The sequence below is a fragment of the Fusicatenibacter sp. genome (genome assembly GCF_050872605.1).
In the GTDB taxonomy this organism is placed as follows: Bacteria; Bacillota; Clostridia; order Lachnospirales; family Lachnospiraceae; genus Fusicatenibacter.
This window is the reverse complement of the sequence record NZ_JBNMHD010000002.1, coordinates 1-15,254: the sequence shown is the minus strand read 5'-3', so window position 1 is coordinate 15,254 and position 15,254 is coordinate 1. Positions and strand designations below refer to the sequence as shown.

At 49.0% G+C, this 15,254-nt stretch carries 18 protein-coding genes and 1 pseudogene; 16 read left to right on the top strand and 3 right to left on the bottom strand.

What is annotated here, in order from left to right:
* Window positions 1–3 precede the first annotated feature (3 nt).
* Window positions 4–408, top strand: a complete 405-nt coding sequence (locus ACY2VT_RS00895) for a GerW family sporulation protein (protein WP_461878413.1) — start codon at window positions 4–6, stop codon at window positions 406–408.
* A 6-nt stretch (window positions 409–414) separates the two neighbouring features.
* Window positions 415–561 (top strand): hypothetical protein, encoded by a 147-nt coding sequence (locus ACY2VT_RS00890; protein WP_167622772.1) that lies wholly within the window; start codon window positions 415–417, stop codon window positions 559–561.
* Window positions 562–954: 393 nt separating this feature from the next.
* Here ACY2VT_RS00890 and rpmB read toward each other — a convergent pair whose 3' ends face one another.
* Window positions 955–1,140 (bottom strand): 50S ribosomal protein L28, encoded by a 186-nt coding sequence (gene rpmB / locus ACY2VT_RS00885; RefSeq protein WP_461878559.1) that lies wholly within the window; start codon window positions 1,138–1,140, stop codon window positions 955–957.
* Between the two features lie 245 nt (window positions 1,141–1,385).
* Here rpmB and ACY2VT_RS00880 point away from each other — a divergent pair, with 245 nt between their 5' ends.
* From ACY2VT_RS00880 to ACY2VT_RS00865, 4 genes are all read left to right on the top strand, one after another.
* Window positions 1,386–1,742 carry an Asp23/Gls24 family envelope stress response protein gene (locus ACY2VT_RS00880; RefSeq protein ID WP_022461895.1) on the top strand — a complete coding sequence of 119 codons (357 nt, stop codon included), beginning with the start codon at window positions 1,386–1,388 and terminating at the stop codon, window positions 1,740–1,742.
* 24 nt (window positions 1,743–1,766) lie between these two features.
* Window positions 1,767–3,446, top strand: a complete 1,680-nt coding sequence (locus tag ACY2VT_RS00875; protein ID WP_461878558.1) for a DAK2 domain-containing protein — start codon at window positions 1,767–1,769, stop codon at window positions 3,444–3,446.
* A gap of 18 nt (window positions 3,447–3,464) precedes the next feature.
* Window positions 3,465–5,519 carry an ATP-dependent DNA helicase RecG gene (gene recG, locus ACY2VT_RS00870; protein ID WP_461878557.1) on the top strand — a complete coding sequence of 685 codons (2,055 nt, stop codon included), beginning with the start codon at window positions 3,465–3,467 and terminating at the stop codon, window positions 5,517–5,519.
* Window positions 5,520–5,782: 263 nt separating this feature from the next.
* Complete coding sequence (locus ACY2VT_RS00865; RefSeq protein WP_461873054.1) at window positions 5,783–6,301, top strand: DUF6465 family protein; 519 nt, start codon at window positions 5,783–5,785, stop codon at window positions 6,299–6,301.
* A 112-nt stretch (window positions 6,302–6,413) separates the two neighbouring features.
* On the opposite strand, the gene ACY2VT_RS00860 is transcribed toward ACY2VT_RS00865, so the two are convergent.
* Entirely contained in the window at window positions 6,414–6,635 is a 222-nt protein-coding gene (locus ACY2VT_RS00860) for an alpha/beta-type small acid-soluble spore protein (protein ID WP_022461891.1), read from the bottom strand.
* A 170-nt stretch (window positions 6,636–6,805) separates the two neighbouring features.
* Here ACY2VT_RS00860 and ACY2VT_RS00855 point away from each other — a divergent pair, with 170 nt between their 5' ends.
* The 5 genes from ACY2VT_RS00855 to ACY2VT_RS00835 are packed head-to-tail and all read left to right on the top strand — an operon-like array spanning window position 6,806 to window position 9,095.
* Window positions 6,806–6,931 carry a hypothetical protein gene (locus tag ACY2VT_RS00855; RefSeq protein ID WP_461878556.1) on the top strand — a complete coding sequence of 42 codons (126 nt, stop codon included), beginning with the start codon at window positions 6,806–6,808 and terminating at the stop codon, window positions 6,929–6,931.
* Window positions 6,931–7,332: a methylglyoxal synthase gene (locus ACY2VT_RS00850; protein WP_022461890.1), complete on the top strand. Its 402-nt coding sequence runs from the start codon at window positions 6,931–6,933 to the stop codon at window positions 7,330–7,332. Before ACY2VT_RS00855 ends, ACY2VT_RS00850 begins: the two co-directional genes overlap by 1 nt.
* A gap of 40 nt (window positions 7,333–7,372) precedes the next feature.
* Window positions 7,373–7,951 carry a 16S rRNA (guanine(966)-N(2))-methyltransferase RsmD gene (rsmD, locus tag ACY2VT_RS00845; protein ID WP_022461889.1) on the top strand — a complete coding sequence of 193 codons (579 nt, stop codon included), beginning with the start codon at window positions 7,373–7,375 and terminating at the stop codon, window positions 7,949–7,951.
* On the top strand, window positions 7,948–8,460 hold the full coding sequence (gene coaD / locus ACY2VT_RS00840; RefSeq protein ID WP_055265195.1) for a pantetheine-phosphate adenylyltransferase: 513 nt from the start codon (window positions 7,948–7,950) through the stop codon (window positions 8,458–8,460). Before rsmD ends, coaD begins: the two co-directional genes overlap by 4 nt.
* An 11-nt stretch (window positions 8,461–8,471) precedes the next feature.
* Window positions 8,472–9,095, top strand: a complete 624-nt coding sequence (locus ACY2VT_RS00835; RefSeq protein ID WP_461873051.1) for an ATPase — start codon at window positions 8,472–8,474, stop codon at window positions 9,093–9,095.
* On the opposite strand, the gene ACY2VT_RS00830 is transcribed toward ACY2VT_RS00835, so the two are convergent.
* Complete coding sequence (locus ACY2VT_RS00830) at window positions 9,069–10,019, bottom strand: nucleoside recognition domain-containing protein (RefSeq protein ID WP_461878555.1); 951 nt, start codon at window positions 10,017–10,019, stop codon at window positions 9,069–9,071. The genes ACY2VT_RS00835 and ACY2VT_RS00830 overlap by 27 nt on opposite strands.
* A gap of 77 nt (window positions 10,020–10,096) precedes the next feature.
* Between ACY2VT_RS00830 and ACY2VT_RS00825 the strand changes: the two genes are divergently transcribed.
* The 5 genes and pseudogenes from ACY2VT_RS00825 to ACY2VT_RS00805 form a co-directional block, all read left to right on the top strand.
* Complete coding sequence (locus ACY2VT_RS00825) at window positions 10,097–11,557, top strand: aminoacyl-histidine dipeptidase (protein ID WP_461878554.1); 1,461 nt, start codon at window positions 10,097–10,099, stop codon at window positions 11,555–11,557.
* Window positions 11,558–11,715: 158 nt separating this feature from the next.
* Window positions 11,716–12,528 (top strand): GTP pyrophosphokinase, encoded by an 813-nt coding sequence (locus tag ACY2VT_RS00820; protein WP_022461884.1) that lies wholly within the window; start codon window positions 11,716–11,718, stop codon window positions 12,526–12,528.
* 24 nt (window positions 12,529–12,552) lie between these two features.
* Window positions 12,553–13,926, top strand: a complete 1,374-nt coding sequence (locus ACY2VT_RS00815) for an RsmB/NOP family class I SAM-dependent RNA methyltransferase (protein WP_461878639.1) — start codon at window positions 12,553–12,555, stop codon at window positions 13,924–13,926.
* Window positions 13,923–14,681 (top strand): pseudouridine synthase, encoded by a 759-nt coding sequence (locus ACY2VT_RS00810; protein WP_461873048.1) that lies wholly within the window; start codon window positions 13,923–13,925, stop codon window positions 14,679–14,681. The genes ACY2VT_RS00815 and ACY2VT_RS00810 overlap by 4 nt, the downstream gene beginning before the upstream one ends.
* Before the next feature lie 3 nt (window positions 14,682–14,684).
* Window positions 14,685–15,254, top strand: a pseudogene (locus ACY2VT_RS00805) (YgiQ family radical SAM protein); the annotation flags it as partial.

Sequence of the window (15,254 nt, the reverse complement as noted above, 5' to 3'; positions counted from 1 at the left end):
AAGATGGCAGAAAAGGACAACACATTTCAGAATACCGTAGAAGCACTGTTCCGCGGAATGGACAGCTTTATCACAACAAAGACGGTCGTAGGCGAGGCGATCCACATTGATGATACGATTCTTCTGCCGCTGGTAGACGTTTCCTTCGGCGTGGGAGCGGGTGCATTCGCAGAAAATGCAAAGAACAATGCAGGAGGCGGTATGGGCGGAAAAATTTCCCCGAGCGCCGTTCTTGTCATCAGCAAAAACGGAACGCGTCTGGTCAACATCAAAAACCAGGATGCTGTCACCAAAATCATTGACATGGCTCCGGATCTGATCAGCCGCTTTACCGGCAAAAAGGAAGAGGACGGGTATACCGCAGAGGAAGTAGAGCATATAATAAACCAAGAGGCGGATAAGGAGTAAGCTCGTTTGTGCAGAATTTTAGGTTTTCTGCTGTTCTGGATGGGGGTCGGGCTTCTCATCAGCCTGATGATCCGCAGCTCATTTCTTACGGTTCTTGCGGCCGCTCTGTTGCTGTGCGTGGGATATCATCTGTTCTGCAATACAGGGGAATAGTGAAAAATGCACAAAAAGTTCTGAAATGAACTGGCTGATTTGTACAGGGAAATACTTGCAAAATGAAGAAAGCTGCGCTATAATAAGTCCATCTTAAATGAATCAGCCAACTATACTAATATCATAGATCAAGACGAGGGCGTCTTACCAGAACGAAAGTTTCGGTAGGATGCTCTTTTTCTTTTGCTGAGCATATGGATCGTCGGCAGGTTCAGCTTAAGAGACCACGCTATTTTTTTCTCCCTTTTAAAATATAAAAAATAGAGCACAACAGGGCATAAGCGAAAACTTATGTCCTGTTTGCTCTCCCCAGAACTTTTTTTAAAATCTTAATTTTATTTTTGAACAGCAAAAAAGCCTTCCCGGACTGGAAAGGCCTTTTAACCATTCAACTTATGCACGCTCTACTTTTCCGGATCTTAAGCAGGAAGTACATACGTACATTTTCTGCGGTACACCGCCAACTTTAACTTTGACAGATTTTACGTTAGATTTCCACATTTTATTGCTTCTTCTATGTGAATGACTTACGTTGTTTCCGAAATGAGCACCCTTCTCACAAATTGCACACTTTGCCATGATTGCACCTCCTTGACATACGTACTTGAGTCAAAACGCATTTTAGACTCACAACATAAGTCATTCTAACAGATCTATACCGGTTTTGCAAGTAAAAAATGAAAAAATTATATGAATTTTGAAGGTTTTTCATTTTGAACTTTCTTTTTTGCGGAAAAGCGGTTATAATGTATCGTAGAGTAGAGTCAGTTATATCGGACTCGCTATGTTATGAACAAGTATGATGGAATTGGAGGATACAAGGCATGAAAGGTCGTATGAATACAGGCTTGGGAGAAATCGTAATCAATCCGGATGTAATCGCCCTGTATGCGGGCAGCGTTGCTGTGGAGTGCTTCGGCATTGTCGGAATGGCAGCGGTAAACATGAAAGATGGACTGGTCAAACTTCTGAAAAAAGAGAGTCTGACACACGGAATCAATGTATCGATTTCGGAAAATAAAATTTCCCTGGATTTCCACGTGATTGTTTCTTACGGAGTCAGTATTTCTGCCGTAACAGATAACCTGATCAATAATGTGAAATACAAGGTGGAAGAGTTCACCGGAATGGAAATTGAAAAAATCAACATCCTGGTTGAAGGCGTTCGCGTCATCGACTGATGGTAATAGGAGGAAATGAAGAAAGTGGCTACAAATACAATTGATGCCGGCTTACTGGCAAAAATGTTTCTGGCTGGTGCAAAAAATCTGGAAGTAAAGAAAGAGTGGATCAATGAGCTGAACGTGTTCCCGGTACCGGACGGCGACACAGGTACCAATATGACGCTGACGATCATGTCCGCAGTCAAGGAAGTAAACTCGCTCACAGAAGTGAACATGTACAACCTTTCCAAGGCAATCTCTTCCGGTTCTCTGCGCGGTGCCAGAGGTAACTCCGGCGTTATTCTTTCCCAGCTCCTTCGTGGCTTTACCAAGAAGATCCGCGACTATGAAGAGCTGAATGCAGAGATTCTTGCAGAGGCAATGGAAAAAGCAGTCGAGACTGCATACAAAGCCGTTATGAAGCCAAAAGAAGGTACCATCCTGACCGTGGCAAAGGGAGCAGCAGAGAAAGCAGCAGAGCTTGCACCGGAAAGCGAAGATCTGAACGCATTCATCGAGGACGTTCTCGCGCATGCAGAGTACGTGCTCTCCCAGACACCAGAGATGCTGCCGGTATTAAAAGAGGCAGGCGTTGTGGATTCCGGCGGACAGGGTCTCTTAACCGTACTGCAGGGCGCATATGACGCGTTCCTCGGAAAAGAGATCGATCTGAATTTCGAGATGCCGGAAGCAAAGACAGAATTTGTCAGACCGTCCAAAGAGACAGAAAAAGAAATCAAATTCGGCTACTGCACCGAGTTTATCATTATGCTGGAAAACCCGCTTCCGGATGAAGAGGTTTATGCATTCAAAGATTTCCTGAACGGAATCGGAGATTCGATCGTTCTCGTTGCAGACGACGAGCTGGTTAAGGTACACGTACATACCAACGATCCTGGAAAAGCAATTTCCAAGGCGCTGACGTACGGACAGCTGACCAGAATGAAGATCGACAACATGCGTGAGGAGCATCAGGAGCGCCTGATCAAGAACGCAGAAAAGATCGCAGCACAGCAGGCAGAGGAAGATAAGAAGAGAAAAGAAGCAGCAAAACAGCCGCCGAAGGAGAACGGATTCATCGCCGTATCCATCGGAGAGGGAATCAAAGAGATCTTCCAGGGACTCGGTGTTGATTACCTGATCGAGGGCGGTCAGACCATGAACCCGAGCACCGAGGATATGCTGACTGCAATTGAGAAGGTCAATGCAAAGAATATCTTTATTCTGCCGAACAACAAAAACATCATCCTCGCAGCAAATCAGGCAAAAGCCATGACTGAGGACAAAAATATCATCGTTGTTCCGACCAAAACCGTTCCGCAGGGCATCACAGCCATGATCAGCTATGTGCCGGAGAAATCTGCAGAAGAGAACGAGGAGGCCATGACAGAGGGCATCCAGATGGTAAAAACCGGTCAGGTAACGTACGCGGTACGTGATACCCACATCGATGAGAAAGAGATCCATCAGGGCGACATCATGGGACTTGGCGATCACGGACTTCTCGCTGTCGGACAGGATATTCTTGCCGTTGCAGAAGAAACCATCCGCGCCATGGTCGATGAGGACAGCGAGCTGATCAGCATCTACTACGGTGAAGATATGAGTGAGGAAGATGCCGAAAGCCTTGGCGAAAAGATCGAGCAGGCATATCCGGACTGCGATGTGGAAGTAAACTATGGTGGACAGCCGATTTACTACTGTGTCGTTTCGGTTGAATAAGAGTAAGGAAAGAAAAATATGAATACGGAATCCCTGACAACACTGAAGGGGATCGGTGAAAAAACGGAGAAGCTGTTTGCAAAAGTAGGAATCTACAATTTGCAGCAGCTTCTGCATTATTATCCAAGAGATTATGACTGCTATGCAGAGCCGGTTCCCCTTCGCGAATGCAGACAAGAGGAAAAGAATGCGGTATACGGAAGAATTGTCCACAGTCCGTCGGTAAAAGGAAACCAGAGAAAGAGCGTCGTTGTCCTGGAACTCTACGAGGAGCCGGTGCGGCTGCAGCTTACCTGGTTTAATATGCCGTTTCTGCGGAGCACGCTGAAGAAAGGCAGTGTTTTTATCTTCCGCGGAAAGATACAGGAAAAATCAGGCCGTCTCGTGATGGAGCAGCCGGAAATCTTCACTCCTGCCGCATACCATGAGCTTCTGGCAAGTCTTCAGCCGGTTTATGGGCTGACAGCCGGTCTCACGAACAAGATGGTGAGCAAGGCCGTCGCACAGGTGCTGGAACGATGCGCACCTGCGCAGGACTATCTGCCGGAGAAAATCCGTGCCCGGTATGAACTCTGTGAAATCAATTATGCCCTCCATGAGGTTCATTTTCCAAAAGACCAGGAGCATCTGGCAACGGCGCGGCGCAGAATTGTGTTCGAAGAGTTTTTTCTCTTCATCCTGTCCCTGCGGCAGTTAAAAGAGCAGACGGAGGGAATTACCAATGCGTTCCCGATCCGCGCCGTCTGGAAGACGGAGGAAGTCATCGAAAATATGCCGTACCGTCTCACGAATGCACAGATGCGCGTGTGGGGCGAACTGGAGCGGGACTTAAAAGGCCATACCCGCATGGCGCGGCTGGTACAGGGAGATGTCGGAAGCGGAAAGACGATTCTGGCATTTCTTGCAATGATTATGACAGCCGAGAACGGCTGCCAGTCGGCGCTGATGGTTCCGACGGAGGTTCTGGCGCGGCAGCACTATGAATCGCTCTGCACACTGCTGAAAGAAAACAATCTGACGGAATACAATCCCCACCTTCTGACTGGATCCACGAAAGCAAAAGAACGCCGGGAGATCTATGCCAGTCTGGAAGACGGAAGCTGTAAAATGGTGATCGGCACACATGCGCTGATCCAGGAAAAGGTACAGTACAAAAATCTGGCGCTTGTCATCACAGACGAACAGCACCGCTTCGGTGTCCGGCAGAGAACGGCACTTGCCGAAAAAGGGGAACCGCCGAATGTTCTCGTCATGAGTGCAACGCCGATTCCAAGAACCCTGGCTATCATTCTGTACGGAGATCTTTCGATTTCTGTGATTGATGAACTTCCGGCGAAGCGTCTGCCGATCAAAAACTGTGTGGTGGATACGTCTTACCGTCCAAAAGCTTACCGCTTTATCACGCGTCAGGTCGAACTGGGCCGTCAGGCGTATGTGATCTGCCCGATGGTGGAGGAGAGTGAGGGTCTGGAAGCGGAAAACGTCACCGACTATACACAGCTCCTGAAAAAAGAGCTGCCGGGCATCACAGTAGAGATGCTGCACGGGCAGATGAAGGCGGCGCAGAAAAACGAGATCATGGAGCGGTTCGCCAGCGGAGAAATCCAGGTACTCGTCTCGACGACAGTCGTGGAGGTCGGTGTCAACGTGCCGAATGCGACGGTGATGATGGTGGAAAATGCCGAACGGTTCGGCCTTGCACAGCTCCATCAGCTCCGCGGACGTGTCGGAAGAGGAGAGCATCAGTCCTACTGTATTTTCATCCGCGGAAACAAAGATCAGGAGACTGCCAAACGTCTGGAAATCCTGAATCATTCGAACGACGGGTTTTATATTGCTTCGGAAGATTTGAAACTGCGCGGCAGCGGCGATCTGCTGGGAACGCGCCAGAGCGGGGATATGGAATTCCAGATGGCAGATATTTTCCGGGATGCCGATATCCTGCAGAAAGCGAGTGAGGCGGCCTCAGAACTGCTTGCCGACGATCCTTATTTTGAAAAACCGGAGCATGAACTGCTGAAAAAGGTAATGAAATCGTATCTTGATCTGGAAAACCACGACATTGGATTGTGAAAAATTACAAAAAAAATCGGTTTTAAAATGCAAAATTGGATAAAAATAACAGCCTGATTGGATAGTGTGGAAAATGACGGTACAATTTCGTGGAAAATTCGTGCGAAATCAGATATTACTTGAAATGACAAAAAAATTCATGTATCATAAACAAGGAATCAAAAAATGTGCGGACCGTGGGTGTCAAGCGTTCGCCTGAATGATAGTTCGCAGGACGGCTTTTCCAAAACATACAGGGCCGTTCCAAATGGGAGGAAACAGATATGGTAAAGAAAAAACCAGCTGCCCAGGCTAAGACAGCAGAGAACGAGACAGTAAAAGTAGAGACCAAAGCAGCAGAAAAAACAACCGCAGCAGAGAAAGAAGCTGTAAAAGAAGTTGAAAAAGAAGTTGTAAAGGAAACTGCAGCAGCAGTGGAAGCACCTGCAAAAGCAGAAGAAAAACCGGCAGCAAAAGCTGCAAAAACAACCCGCACAACAGCAAAGAAAACAACGACAAAGAAAGCGGCTGCACCGAAAAAACCAGCAGCAGCGAAAAAGCCGGCAGAGAAAAAAGCACCTGCAAAAGCAGCAAAGAAAGAAGCGGAGCAGGAGATGATTCTGCAGTTCGGCGGAAGAGAAATCAAGGAGAAAGATCTGTACGAGAGAATCCAGCAGATCTGGACCGAAGGATATGGCAAGAAAGCAGAGGAATTAAAGAGCCTGAAGGTTTATGTGAAACCGGAGGAATTTACTGCTTACTACGTAATCAATGATGATGTAACCGGAAGCATTGATCTGTAAGTATTATGTACCAGCTCTGCGGGAGCAAGAAAAAAGCGTGAGCTTTTCCGAAAAGAAAAGAGCTCACGCTTTTTGATGCCTGTTCCGGCATCAGGATGTTATACCGGGATGATTAGTACTGGCCAGAAGAACCGCCGGACATCTGGCGTTCCTGCTGCTCAATCATCTTTTTGACCATATAACCTCCGACAGAACCATTCTGTTTGGAAGTCAGGTTACCGTTGTAGCCATCACTGAGCGGTACGCCGAGTTCGCTTGCCACCTCAAATTTGAATTTGTCCAGAGCGCCTTTTGCTTCTGGTACTGCTGCGGTATTCGATGAACGATTCGCCATGTTCATTCCCTCCTTTATCTTTGTGCTTGTTAAAAGCTGCTGTGAAGCAGATCCGGATGTGTTTTTCATCTGTTCTGCTACGGTCATAGTATGTGGAAAGAAAATAAAAATAAACTTCCAGATTCTGTATTTTTTCCGGAAAAGCGGAGAAAGTAAAAGAAGAAGGAAAAATGGAACAGCAGAAAAAATATAAAAACTGTGTAAAAAATTCACAAAAAGAATTGCGTATTAAAAATAAATTTGTTATAATTGCTGTACATGGTAGTAAAAACAGGAGAAGGGGCGGTTTGCAGTAATGAATATTGGAATCATAGCACACAACAGCAAGAAGAGTCTGATCGAGGATTTCTGTATTGCATACAAGGGAATCCTCATGAAACATGAGGTGTACGCCACCGGAACCACCGGACGGCGGATTGAAGAGGTGACGAACCTTCATGTACACAAGTTTCTGCCTGGAAGCGTAGGCGGAGACAAACAGTTTACCGAGATGATTGAACGCGGCGATATGGATATGGTAATTTTCTTTTACAATCCGACGATGATCAATCCGAAAGAGCCGGATGTCTACAAAATTATCCGTACCTGCGACCAGTACAATATCCCGATTGCAACAAATATCGGAACTGCGGAGTCTCTGATTTTGGGACTTGCAAGAGGAGATCTGGACTGGAGAGAGCAGTTGAAAGCCGACTGATCCATCAAACAAAAACAGTAAGGACGAAAATAAGACCAACATGAGAGTAATAGCAGGAAAATGCCGGAGTCTTCCATTAAAGACGGTTCCCGGCAGACAGACCCGGCCGACGACGGACCGGATCAAAGAAACCTTATTTAATATGCTTCAGCCGTATCTGCCGGATGCGCGCTTTCTCGATCTGTTCGCCGGAAGCGGGGCGATCGGAATCGAGGCGTTGAGCCGCGGCGCCGAGCGCGCGTGGTTCGTAGAGCAGAACAAAGCTGCAGCAGACTGTATCCGGCAGAATTTAAAATTTACGAAGCTGGAACAGCAGGCAGTGCTCCTGCCCATGGAAGCGCATGCAGCTCTGCAGTCGCTTCAGGGACAGGAGCCTTTTGACTGCATTTTTATGGACCCGCCATACGATAAGGGACTGGAAAAGGACGTGCTGTATGCGTTCCGCGACGCCTCTTTTATCGGTGAGGATACCTTAATTATTGTAGAAGCATCGCTGAATACTGATTTCGACTGGGCGGAGGATGCCGGATACGAAATTCTGAAGAAAAAAATCTATAAGACAAATGTCCATGTATTCCTTACCCCGAAAAGCAAACACGAAGGAGTAAAAGAATCATGAAGACAGCCGTATACCCGGGAACTTTTGACCCTGTAACGTATGGTCATCTGGATGTCATTCTGCGTGCATCCAAGCTTTTTGACCGCGTAATCGTGGGAGTTTTACATAATTCCTCAAAATCTCCGTTGTTTTCTGTGGAAGAACGTGTTAATATACTAAAGAAAGCGACCCAGGACATTCCAAATGTCGAAGTCCGTTCTTTTAGCGGACTCGCTGTTGATTTTGCGAAGGAATGCCAGGCGCATACGATCGTCCGCGGACTCCGCGCGATCACAGACTTTGAATATGAACTGCAGATGGCACAGACGAACCGCGTTCTGGAACCGGAAGTAGATACCACGTTTCTGATTACCTCGCTGGAGTATGCGTACCTCAGCTCCACGGTAGTAAAAGAAGTAGCTGCTTTTGGCGGCGACATTCACAAATTTGTTCCGGATTTTGTGGAAAAAGAAATCCGCGCAAAGTATGCCGCCCGAAATTCAGAAGGAATGCCGCAGGATAAAAGATAAGGAGAATTGAAATGAGCAGCAGAATTGAACAGATCATCGAAGAAATTGAGGAGTATGTGGAGAGCTGTAAATATCAGCCGCTGTCTACCACCAAAATCGTTGTAAATAAAGAAGAATTAGAAGAGCTTCTCCGTGAGCTCCGTCTGAAAACACCGGACGAGATCAAACGGTACCAGAAGATCATCAGCAACAAAGATGCGATTCTGGCAGATGCACAGAACAAGGCAGATGCCATCATTGCAGAGGCACAGGCAAAGGCAAGAGAGATGGTAGAGCAGAGTGAAGTGATGCAGACAGCATACGCACAGGCAAATGAGACCGTCAACAATGCAAACCAGCAGGCACAGGAAATCCTGGATGCTGCAACCAACGATGCCAACAGCATCCGTCTTGGTGCCATCGGATATACCGATGATATGCTTGCCAGCTTAAGCAATATTATGACGACTGCATTAAACGATGCAGGAGAGAAATACAACAGCTTTGTAGAATCCCTGACAAGCTGCTATAATACCGTTGTTCAGAACAGAAATGAGCTCTCCCCGCAGGGTGCTCCGGAAGAAGAGCAGCCAGAGGAAGAAGTTGTCGTACCGGAATATGATCCGGCATCAGAAGAGGAAAGCGAAGAGGAATAAACCAAGCGTTCCTGCGAAAGCAGCACAGCAGAGCTTCCCGGCAAGGTAAGGCCAGAGGGGCAGACCGCTGTTATGGATCATACAGTTTGTCTGGGCAGCGACAGAGAGACCGCCGAAGGCGGCGCAGGTAAGGACAGCAGAGACTTTTCCGGCGTAAGGAAGAGAGGACGCGGCAAGCTGTGCGATTCCCGTCGTGATTTCCAGCACGCCGCAGAGCAGGGGCGAGGCGGAACCAAACGGATGCAGATCCATCAGAAGTCCGGACAGAATGGAAAACAGGATGATGTATCCGCCAAGCTGTGTAATGATTTCAAATCCGTTCATGATAGAGGTGTCCAGCAGGTTTCCTTTGGAAGTCTGTTTTGACATCTCTTTTTTTTCCACGGAATGTGTCCGATGGGCGGTGTGCCGGCGCGGGAGGAAGCGGCGGAAAACAAGCCGGAACAGAAAACCAGTCAGAAAATTGGAACCGTAGAGCACGCCGAAGACGAACCCGGGATGGATCTGTCCGGAAAACGCAGTTAAGATAACATAGGAAGACAGAAAAGCAGGACTCGGACTGCTGCAGAAGGTTAAAAGATAGCACGCTTCGTTCCGGTCAATTTCTTCTGCCTCATAGAGCTGGGCAGTGATGCGCGCTCCCATGGGAAAACCGCAGAAAAGACCGAGAAAAAGTGCATAAAACCCAGCCGGGGAAAGACCGAAAATCGTTTGAAAAAAAACTTCTGCACGGGCAGGGATCCGCCGCGCGGCTCCTGTTTCCAGAAGAAGAGATGTCAGAATCAGAAACGGCAGAAGTGACGGAAGAATGGTATGAAACCAGAGATTGACACCCTCGCAGGCATAGAAAAAAGTCCGCGCGGGAAAGATAAGAAGACAGAAAAAAAGAAGCAGGGAAGAGAGAAATAAAAGTGATTTTTTCATGACGTTCGAACCTCCTCCCGCTTTCTAAAATAGAGTATGACGAAGCTTTGAAAAAAAGAAGATGGGAGAAGAAAAAAATGAGCGTATTAGCAGGATTAAAACCGGAACGGGTATTTTATTATTTTGAAGAGCTCTGCCGCATTCCGCACGGCTCTGGAAACACCAAGGAAGTCAGCGATTATCTGGTGCAGTTTGCAAAGGACCACGCGTTATCCTGGTACCAGGATGCATCCAACAACGTGATCATCCGCCGGTCGGCATCGAAGGGCTGTGAATTGGCTCCGACTGTGATTCTGCAGGGCCACTGTGATATGGTCTGCGAGAAGAAGCCGGGCAGCAGCCACGATTTTACGAAGGACGGCCTTGAGCTTCACATCGACGGCGATGAGATTTATGCCAGGGACACGACGCTTGGCGGAGACGACGGAATTGCCGTTGCCTATATGCTGGCTGTGCTGGAATCGGATGATCTGCAGCTTCCGGCCATCGAGGCGCTGATTACGACGGATGAAGAGATCGGACTGCTCGGCGCAGCAGCATTAAACGGGAATGAATTAAAGGGAAGAACATTGTTAAATATGGATTCTGAAGAGGAAGGCATTCTCACCGTATCGTGCGCAGGCGGTATGACGGCCATGATGGATCTGCCGGTGCGCAGAAACGAAGTGATGGGTGAGCAGATGGAAGTGACGATTTCCGGTCTTGCCGGCGGCCATTCCGGTACGGAAATCCACAAAAACCGTGCCAACTCCAACATTCTGGCGGGCCGTTTCCTGTACGAACTGGCAGGAAAGATGGATTATGCCCTGATCGAGCTGGAGGGCGGCTTAAAAGACAACGCCATTCCGCGGACAACCCGCATGCTTCTTGCCATCGACGGCGGAGAGAAAGAGATCTTAAAAGAGGAAGCAGCACGCTTCACCGAAAACCTCCGCAGAGAGTACAGCGGAACAGATGACGGTATTACTGTTACGGTAGAGAAAACAGGCGAGGGCGCTGCACCGGCGCTTCATCCGGTCAGCCTGCAGAAAACCGTCTTTTTCCTGATGAACCTTCCGAACGGTGTGCAGAAGATGAGCGGCCAGATCCCGGGATTGGTGGAGACATCCCTGAATCTCGGCATTCTGAAACTGGAGCCGGATCATCTGCATGCGTGTGCGAGCGTGCGGAGCTCCGTGGGAAGTGCCAAAGAAGCACTTTCCGACAAGCTGGAGTATCTGATCGGTTTCCTGGGCGGTGAGTTCCATGTAGAGGGCGCATACCCGGCATGGGAGTACAAAGAGGATTCTGCCCTCCGTGATCTGATGGTGGCAGAATATGAAGCCATGTATGGACAGAAACCGGCAGTGGAAGCAATTCATGCCGGACTGGAATGCGGTCTGTTCTATGAAAAGCTTTCCGGTCTTGACTGTGTATCTTTCGGCCCAAACATGAAAGCAATCCACACGACCGAGGAGCGGCTTTCAATTTCCTCCGTGGAGAGAACGTATCAGTACCTGTGCCGCGTTCTGGAGCAGCTTTCGAAACGGCAGGCATAAAAAACTGCCCGTGTCTATTTCAAAAAAGTTTCTGAAAAACAGTCATAAAACAGAAAAGACAGGCATAAAGTAACAGGGTGGGGATTGAATTTCCAAAGCGTTTACCATCCGATAAGAAAAATGGCTGAAAGCAGGAGCAAAAAAGGAGATTAGGGGACATGGATATACTGTTATGGCATGAGATTCTGGAACCATACGAGCTGGCTGTTAAGGAATTACAGGTGAAATTCCGGCATCTGATCAAGGAGCACCATGGAAAAGGTCTGTATTCACCGATTGAGAGCGTGAGCGGCCGTGTGAAGAGTGTTTCCAGCATTCTGGAAAAAATGCAGAGAAAGGGTATTGCGCCCGAAGAGATGGAGGAGCAGGTGGAGGATATCGCGGGCATCCGCATCATCTGCCAGTTCGTTGAGGATATCGAAAAGGTTGCCGACCTGATTCAGAAGCGGTCGGATATTGAGATTAAGAGCGAGAAAGACTATATCCGCCACATGAAGGACAGCGGCTACCGGAGCTATCACCTCATTGTTTACTATACTGTGGAGACGATGAACGGGCCGAAGCGCATCCAGGTGGAAATCCAGATCCGCACGATGGCGATGGATTTCTGGGCGACGATTGAGCACTCGCTGCAGTACAAATATAAGGCAAACATTCCGGATCACATCCGGGAGCGCTTAAGCGCAGCTGCAAAGGCGATCATTGTGCTGGATAATGAGATGTCCTCTGTGCGGAGTGAGATTATGGATGCACAGAATTCCTCCCAGATGCAGCGGAATCTGATCACGGATATCCTGAATAATATCGAGAATCTTTACAAGGTAACGAACAAACGCGAAGTAGAAAAAATTCAGGATGAGTTTTATCACATCTATGCGCAGAACGATCTGCAGGAGTTAAAACGGTTCCACAAAGAACTGGATCTGATTGCAGAGGGATACCGCGCACAGGCAATTACAGACGAACTTTAGAACAAAAGGGGATAAACGGATATGATCACACTGCCGGAAGCCTTTGAGCAGGAGATGAAACAGCTGCTCGGTGAGGAAGAATATGAGGCATACCGCAAGACATTTGACGAGGCGGTACATAGAGGACTGCGGGTAAACAACGGAAAAATTTCGACAGAAGAGTTTCTTAGGCGGACCGATATTCCGCTTAAGAAGGTTCCGTGGATCCCCAATGGATTTTATTACGATGAAGAGAGCTGCAATCCGGCAAAGGATGCCGATTACTATGCGGGCCTGTATTATCTGCAGGAGCCGAGTGCGATGACACCGGCATCCCGCCTTCCAATTGAGCCGGATGACCGTGTGCTCGATCTCTGTGCGGCACCGGGCGGAAAGGCAACGGAGCTGGGAAGCCGGATCGGTGAGGGCGGCATGCTGCTGGCAAACGATATCAGCAATTCGCGGGCGAAGGCGCTGCTGCGCAACCTGGAAATCCAGGGAGTGGGACGTCTTCTCGTGACGAGCGAGGATCCGGAAAAATTAGTAACCTTGTATCCGGCCTTTTTTGACAAGATCCTTCTTGACGCGCCGTGCTCTGGGGAGGGCATGTTCCGAAAAGAGAGCTCAATGCTGCGCTACTACAGTGAAAATGGGCCGGAGCATTATGTGCCGATCCAGAAAAAACTGATCGAGCAGGCGTATCAGATGCTTGCAGAGGGCGGAGAGCTGCTGTACTCTACCTGTACGTTTTCTGTAAAGGAGAACGAAGAGGTCATCGCAGGGCTGCTGGATGCGCATCCGGATATGGAAGTGCAGGAAATTACCCCGGGTTACGAAGGGTTTGCGCCGGGAGTATCCGTGAATGGCCGTGATCTTTCCCGGTGCGTTCATATTTTCCCGCAGCGGATGGAGGGAGAAGGCCATTTCGTGGCGCTCCTGAAAAAGCAGGGAGAGAGCCGGAAACGGCAGCCGTCCCGCCTTTTGGAAACGACAAAGAAGCTGCCGAAAGAGGCGGAAGAGTTTCTTGCTGGCGTGCGCATGGACTGGAAGAATGGTTCGTTTGCCCTTGTGAAAGACCAGCTCTATTTTCTGCCGGAAGGTGTCTGTGCGGCAAAGGGTCTGCGCTATCTGCGGACCGGACTTTCGCTTGGCACCGTAAAGAAAAACCGCTTCGAGCCGTCCCAGGCGCTGGCGGCGTATCTGAAAAAAGAAGAATACGTTTCGTGTTTGACCATTCCCAAGGGAGATGACCGTGTCATGCGCTACTTAAAGGGTGAGACACTCTCGTTTTCCGAGGAAGAGTGTCAGGGGAAAAAGGGCTGGGTGCTTGTGTGCCTGGATGAATTTCCGCTCGGCTGGGGAAAAATAAACAACGGAACGTTAAAGAATAAATATTATGCAGGATGGCGGATGGTATGAGTAAATTACGACTCGATAAATATCTGGCGGACATGGGTGTGGGAACACGCCAGGAAGTAAAGGCCCTGATCCGGAAGGGACGGGTGGCCGTAGACGGAATTACAGCAAAAGCCCCGGAACTGAAAGTCGACCCGGATGAAGCGCAGGTGACTGTGGACGGAAACAGCATTTCCTATGTGAAAATGGAATACTGGATGCTCCACAAACCGGCTGGTGTCGTCTCTGCAACGGAAGACCGCCGCGACCGGACCGTGCTCGACTTGTTAAGTGATGCGGCAAGAAAAGACCTCTTTCCGGTCGGACGGCTCGACAAGGATACCGAAGGACTGCTGCTGATCACGAACGACGGAGCCCTTTCCCACCGGCTGCTCTCCCCGAAATCGCATGTCTCAAAAGTGTATGAGGCTGTGATCGACGGAAAAGTGACAGAAGAAGACCGGCAGGCATTTGCCAAAGGACTCGATATCGGAGACGACAAGCCGACGCTCCCGGCGGAACTTACGATTCTGGAAACGACAGAAAAAGAGCCGGGCATCTTTGAAAGCCGGATCCGCATTACCATCTGTGAGGGCCGCTTCCACCAGATCAAGCGCATGTTTGAGAAGGTCGGAAAAACGGTCATCTATTTGAAACGGCTGTCGATGGGGAGCCTGGAACTTGATCCGGGTCTGCCAAAGGGCAGTGCCCGTCTCCTGACGCAGGAAGAAAAAGCGGCGCTTGGCATAGCGGACGCCGAAACACAGAAAGGAAAGTAAAGCATGCCTTTTTTACCAATTACAAGAGAAGAGATGAAGGAACGGGGAATCGAACAGTTTGACTTTGTCTATGTCATCGGAGATGCCTACGTGGACCATTCCTCGTTCGGCCCGGCGATCATCAGCCGCGTGCTTGAGGCGAACGGCTATTCCGTCGGCATCATCTCCCAGCCGGACTGGAAGGACGAGAACAGCATTTCGATTTTCGGTGAACCGCGTCTTGGCTTTCTTGTCTCCTCCGGAAATATGGATTCCATGGTCAATCATTATACTGTGGCGAAAAAGCACCGAAAAGTCGATGCTTTTACACCGGGCGGCGTGATGGGAAAACGGCCGGACCGCGCGGTTACCGTGTACGGCAATCTGATCCGGAGAACGTATAAACATACACCGATGATCCTCGGCGGCATCGAGGCATCGCTCCGCCGTCTGGCACATTACGATTACTGGTCCGACCAGGTACGCCGCTCCGTTCTTCTCGATTCGGGTGCGGATCTGATTTCGTACGGAATGGGAGAACTTTCGATCGTAGCGATTGCTGATGCCCTTGCTGCAGGAATCGATGTTCATGAT